The 5,528-nt window shown below is 41.4% G+C and carries 5 protein-coding genes and 1 pseudogene; 5 read left to right on the top strand and 1 reads right to left on the bottom strand.

Translation table 11 applies throughout. From position 1 onward, the window contains the following. The 4 genes and pseudogenes from JR005_RS00145 to JR005_RS00130 all read left to right on the top strand — a co-directional run. The coding region (locus JR005_RS00145; RefSeq protein WP_218665355.1) for a fumarate reductase/succinate dehydrogenase flavoprotein subunit at nucleotides 1-1,051 on the top strand (1,051 nt) is incomplete at its 5' end. A gap of 18 nt (nucleotides 1,052-1,069) precedes the next feature. Further along, entirely contained in the window at nucleotides 1,070-1,315 is a 246-nt protein-coding gene (locus JR005_RS00140; protein WP_004990164.1) for a 4Fe-4S dicluster domain-containing protein, read from the top strand. Nucleotides 1,316-1,378: 63 nt separating this feature from the next. Continuing rightward, a pseudogene (locus tag JR005_RS00135) lies at nucleotides 1,379-2,370 on the top strand (HEAT repeat domain-containing protein). Next, on the top strand, nucleotides 2,360-2,638 hold the full coding sequence (locus JR005_RS00130) for a gamma-butyrobetaine hydroxylase-like domain-containing protein (RefSeq protein WP_218665348.1): 279 nt from the start codon (nucleotides 2,360-2,362) through the stop codon (nucleotides 2,636-2,638). The pseudogene JR005_RS00135 and the gene JR005_RS00130 overlap by 11 nt, the downstream one beginning before the upstream one ends. A gap of 175 nt (nucleotides 2,639-2,813) precedes the next feature. On the opposite strand, the gene JR005_RS00125 is transcribed toward JR005_RS00130, so the two are convergent. Then, the gene (locus JR005_RS00125) at nucleotides 2,814-3,194 is read right to left on the bottom strand and encodes a diacylglycerol kinase (protein WP_218665347.1); all 381 of its coding nucleotides are present in this window, start codon (nucleotides 3,192-3,194) and stop codon (nucleotides 2,814-2,816) included. A gap of 386 nt (nucleotides 3,195-3,580) precedes the next feature. Here JR005_RS00125 and JR005_RS00120 point away from each other — a divergent pair. Continuing rightward, the coding region (locus JR005_RS00120; protein WP_218665354.1) for an efflux RND transporter permease subunit at nucleotides 3,581-5,528 on the top strand (1,948 nt) is incomplete at its 3' end.

The following is a 5,528-nucleotide window of genomic DNA, read 5'->3' as shown; positions in this document are numbered from 1 at the left end:
GGCATTATCCAATCTGGAATGCTTTCAGATTAATCCACTGATTAAGGATTATAACGGTCCTGCCTGTGCGTATGTTACTGGACCGCTAGGCGGTTACACCGCCAACAGTAAAGGTGAACGCTTTATTGAGTGTGATTACTGGAGCGGACAGATGATGTGGGAATTTTATCAGGAACTGGAAAGTGGCAATGGTCCTATATTCCTTAAAGTTGATCATCTGGCGGAAGAGACTATCCAGACGATTGAGGAGATTTTACATAGCAATGAGCGTCCGAGCCGAGGTCGTTTTCATCAGGGGCGAGGCACAAATTACCGTCACGATATGGTCGAGATGCATATTTCCGAGATTGGTTTTTGTAGTGGGCACAGTGCATCCGGCGTATGGGTGAACGAGAAAGCGGAAACTTCGGTCAAAGGTTTATATAGTGCGGGTGATATGGCCGCTGTACCACATAATTATATGTTAGGTGCATTTACTTATGGTTGGTTTGCTGGGGTCAATGCTGCGCAATATGTGATTGATGTCAAAGACAGCAACCTAAATCAGGCGGAGATTGAACAGGAAAAAGCCAGAATCTATGCGCCGTTATCTCGTCAGGAAGGGCTATCACCTGAACAGGTCGAGTATAAATTACGTCGCTTTGTGAATGATTATTTACAGCCGCCCAAAACACGACAAAAAATGGAAATCGGTTTGCGCCGTTTTGAAGAAATCAAGCAGGATATTTTGCAGATTGCGGTCCACAACCCACATGAGTTGATGCGCGCCGCAGAGGTATCTGTGATTCGGGACTGCGCTGAAATGGCAGCTAGAGCATCACTCTTTCGGACTGAAAGTCGTTGGGGGTTATACCACTACCGTGCAGATTTTCCCGAAAAAAATAACGAAAACTGGTTTTGCCATGCCCATCTGAAAAAAGATGAACAAGGCAATATGGTGAGTTTTAAAAAGGCCATTGAACCTTATGTGGTTCCGATTCATGAAAGTGAAGCACAGTCCTATGATCAGCTTCGTATCCAGAAAGCGCATAAAGAAACTGTAACAGGTTAAACAGAAGGATCATGACAAATGGCACTTATTTTTAAAGAAATTAATCATCGTAGCGTCGCTCCAGTTTTGGTCGATGAAGATAAATGTATTGCTGACAAGGGATGTACGGTTTGTGTAGATGTCTGCCCGCTGGATTTACTGGCGATTGATCCGCATACCCAAAAAGCCTTTATGCAGTTTGATGAATGCTGGTACTGCATGCCGTGTGAAAAGGACTGCCCGACAGATGCGATTCAGGTCAATATTCCATATTTATTGAAATAATTTATTGGAAGAATGACCTTGAGGGTTAACAGCTGCATTCATAACATCGAAAAAGGATAATACATGTCTATTCAATACCCACAAGTGCTTGATCTTGATGAAGATGATCAAAAATTTTTTAGGCAGTTAAACACGAATGATGAAAAAATTCGTTTCATTACCCTGATGCACATTGCAGAAGAAGAACGCGAAGAACTTTTACCATGGTTACATTATGCACTTCAGCATGATCCCGCAGTGATCGTTCGTCAGGAAGCGGCAAAACGACTAGAGGGTTGGGAAGATCCTGCATCCTTACAGGCATTGGCAAATGCCTTGAATGATGACTCAATGATGGTAGTCGATGCGGCGACACACAGCCTGAGTGAAGTAAAAAATCCTGAATCTGCCGAGATCCTTGCAGCTTATCTGGACTCCAATAATAGCATGGTAAAAATTGCCATATTGCGTGCGCTTAAACCATTACGATCAATTGCTTCATATGACCGTATTTTGCAACATACTCAACATCGCGATATTCATGTACGTCGCGAGGCAGTCAGTGCTTTAAGCTGGTTGCAACAACAGCAGGCCGTAGACATTCTGGCTGATATTGCTCAGAACGATATTGATCAAGAAACACGTCGTATTGCGACTGGGGGCTGAGCTATACTCAGCAGATATCGCCGCAAGTCAGCACTGCATTAGAAAGTGCTTTACACGCTCCTGATTGGCAATTGCGGGTCGAAGCAGCTTTGACCATCGGTAAACTTAGGGCGACTGCACTTGAGCAAGCCTTATTGCCATTATTGCTGGATCCTTACTGGCAGGTCAGAATTGCGGTGACCAGAAGTCTGGGACTGTTAAAATCCAGATTGGCACTGGATTGTCTGGCAGAAAATTTCAAGCATGAGATCAGTAATTTACGTAAGGAAGTTGCACTGGCACTGGGTGAGATTGGTGGCGAGCAATCTACGCAACTACTCCGCGATCATGAACAGGATCCTGATCCTGAAGTGCGTAAAGCAATTCGTATCGGTCTGGATCAGATTCGGGAATATGCGCATGCAACTTAAACCAAATATCCATGTCGATGTACAACAACATACCATTGCATTCAAATGGCCCGATAAGGATCTGCTCATCAGCCATCAACAACTTCGTGAAATCTGCCCTTGCGGTTTCTGTAAGGCCAAACGTCTACGTCACCAAGCGGTTGTAGATGCACATACTGTGCAAGTTACCGCTATGTTTGATCAGGGATATGGCGCTCAAATCTGTTTTAGTGATGGACATGATCAAGGTATTTTTCCATGGGTATTTTTGAAAAATCTTGATCTATAGCTCATTTTTTGTTTTAGCCTATTGGCTAAAAGTTTAGGGTCTCCTTATTTACTTTTTTCCTTGCTAAACTTTGTAAAATATGGCTTTGATATTGGGATGTTTATATCTTATTTAAATAGGTATAAGCATCTTTGATTTTTTTGCTTTGCCCATCATAAAATTAGAGATATTATTTTTATCCCCATAAAACAATCAACCAAGTGATTGCGATCAGGCTTAAGGCAACAAATTGAGCAGCGCTACCCATATCTTTGGCATTTTTAGACAGTTCATGTTTTTCAAGTGAAATTCGATCCACCACAGCTTCAATCGCAGAATTAAATAATTCAACAATAATGGCAATGAAACCAACGCCAATCAGTAAAATCCGTTCAACTGGGCTAAAGTCCAGACTTAAATTCACCACCAATAACACAATATTCAGCAAGATAATTTGTCTAAATGCGGCTTCGAGTTTAAATGCAGCTTTAAAACCCGAGATGGAGTAGCTGGTCGCATTGAGAATGCGCTTGATGCCGTGTTGACCTTTGTATGGAGAAGGAGAAGGGGTTTTCATGGACATTTACCGTTATCAAAAGATGCTTTGAAGTTTGAAGAATTTTACTTAAGACTATATGAGGAATGTAGAAATTTTTTGATGATTGTTATCGATCTTCAACAACCTGATTTAAAAAAAGGTTGATTGGGTAGCATGACGATATAATTTGACAAGGTGATGACGTTTTGATGTTTTTTTGATGAAGAAAGGCCTTTAAAATCGCAGTCTTTATACATAATCTCCATGATTTATCCGTTTTTTTTCTGCTCTGAAAATTTATATTAAAAATGCTTGTATTTAAATAAAGACTCATTGATTATCAATAGATTATTCAAGTTGATCATCGTTGCAACTGAACATTTTTATTTGACATTTCGCTCCCTTACATTGGAAGTAAAGCGCTCATGCTCTCCAGATTTTTTATTGATCGTCCCATTTTTGCTTGTGTACTTGCCATTATTGTGATGGCGGTGGGTTTGTTTTCAGTTTTAAATTTGCCTGTTGAGCGTTATCCAGATATTGCGCCACCACGGATTACGGTTTCTGCAAGCTATAGCGGTGCCGATGCACAGGCTGTTGAAGATAGCGTGACTCAAGTCTTGGAGCAACAGATCAAGGGAATTGATCATTTATTGTATTTTAGTTCCAGTAGTGATGCCAATGGTAGCAGTCGCATCAGCCTGTATTTTGCACAAGGGACAGATCCCGATGAAGCACAGGTTCAGGTGCAAAATGCCGTGAATGGTGCGATTAATCGTCTTCCAGATGATGTACAGCGTCAAGGGATTACCGTTCGTAAATCCTTAAGTGATTCATTTATGGTGATTGGATTGGGTGATCGTTCTGGTCGCTCAAGCAATATTGATATTTCTGATTATTTAAGCAATAACTTTGAGTTGAATCTAAGCCGTATTGAAGGTGTTGGTGAGGTCAATGTTTTTGGTTCGCAATACGCGATGCGGATCTGGTTAGATCCAACCAAACTTAGACAGTATCAGCTTATGGTCAGTGATGTCCGTACTGCAATTGAAAATCAAAATACCCAAGTTGCGGCAGGGGCAATTGGTGAATTACCAGCCAGTAATGATCAATATCTGAATGCCAAAGTGACATCGGGTTCACTGCTGCAAACGCCAGAACAATTTGAAAATATTATTATTAAAGCCAATCAAAATGGCAGTTTTGTTTATCTTAAAGATGTAGCAAGGGTTGAGGTCGGTGCTGAAAACTATCAGGTATTTAACCGACTCAATGGTTATCCAGGTTCAGGATTATCGATTTCCCTTGCAGTAGGTGCAAATCTGATGCAAACCGCAAAAGCGGTGTACGCCGAAGTCGAAACCCTCAAGAAAAATTTGCCAGACGGTTATTTTGTGATTTATCCACGTGATGATACACCGTTTGTCAAAGAGTCAATCTCCCAAGTCGTTTCAACATTGGTAGAAGCCATCGTATTGGTGGTCTTGGTCATGTTTTTGTTTTTACAAAACTGGCGCGCCACCTTAATTCCCGAGATCACCGTCCCTGTGGTGATATTAGGGACATTTGCGATTTTGTCCGTTTTGGGGATGAGTATTAATACTTTGACCTTATTTGCCATGGTACTCGCAATTGGTTTATTGGTCGACGATGCCATCGTGGTGGTTGAAAATGTCGAACGGATTATGCATGAGCAACAGGTCGATGCCAGACAAGCTAGTATTGAGTCCATGCAGGAAATTGGTGGCGCTTTGGTGGGGATTACTTTGGTACTCACCGCGGTTTTTATTCCGATGTCATTTTTTAGTGGCGCAACAGGAATTATTTATCGACAATTTTCGATTACCCTTGTCGCAGCGATGGCACTGTCTTTAATGGTCGCTTTGATCTTAACGCCTGCTTTATGTGCTGTACTTCTCAAACCCCAAAACAAGCAGTTTCGATGGGCACAGTGGTTTAATCGAAGTCTGGATAAACTCAAAAGCCATTATTTAACACTTTCTAAAAAATCCATTGATTTTAAATATATTTCTGGTGCTGCTTTTATCCTCTTGATTGTCAGCTTTGTTTTAATTTATCGGGCATTGCCGACGAGTTTCCTGCCGCAGGAAGATCAGGGCGCTTTGATGGTTCAATTCACTTTACCTGAAGGGACGCCATTGAGTAAAACTGAAGAAGTTGGTAAACAAATCTCTGATTATTTTCAGACTACTGAAAAGAACAACACCAATGGCATTATGGTGATTAATGGCCGTAATTTCTCAGGAACAGGGCAAAATCTAGGGCAAGCCTATGTTTCTCTGAAACATTGGGATGATCGTAAGGGTAATCAAAATAGCGCACAACAAATTCGTGCCAGAGCTTCGAAATATT

Source organism: Acinetobacter sp. Colony158, assembly GCF_019264745.1.
Taxonomy (GTDB): domain Bacteria; phylum Pseudomonadota; class Gammaproteobacteria; order Pseudomonadales; family Moraxellaceae; genus Acinetobacter; species Acinetobacter ursingii.
Note: the sequence above shows the minus strand (reverse complement) of the source record. Positions and strands in the feature narration are given on the sequence as shown.

Excerpts from the sequence above, each read along its gene's own strand:
- JR005_RS00140 (WP_004990164.1), top strand. The coding sequence starts at position 1,070 with ATGGCACTTATTTTTAAAGAAATTAATCATCGTAGCGTCGCTCCAGTT.
- JR005_RS00130 (WP_218665348.1), top strand. The coding sequence starts at position 2,360 with ATGCAACTTAAACCAAATATCCATGTCGATGTACAACAACATACCATT.
- JR005_RS00125 (WP_218665347.1), bottom strand. The coding sequence starts at position 3,194 with ATGAAAACCCCTTCTCCTTCTCCATACAAAGGTCAACACGGCATCAAG.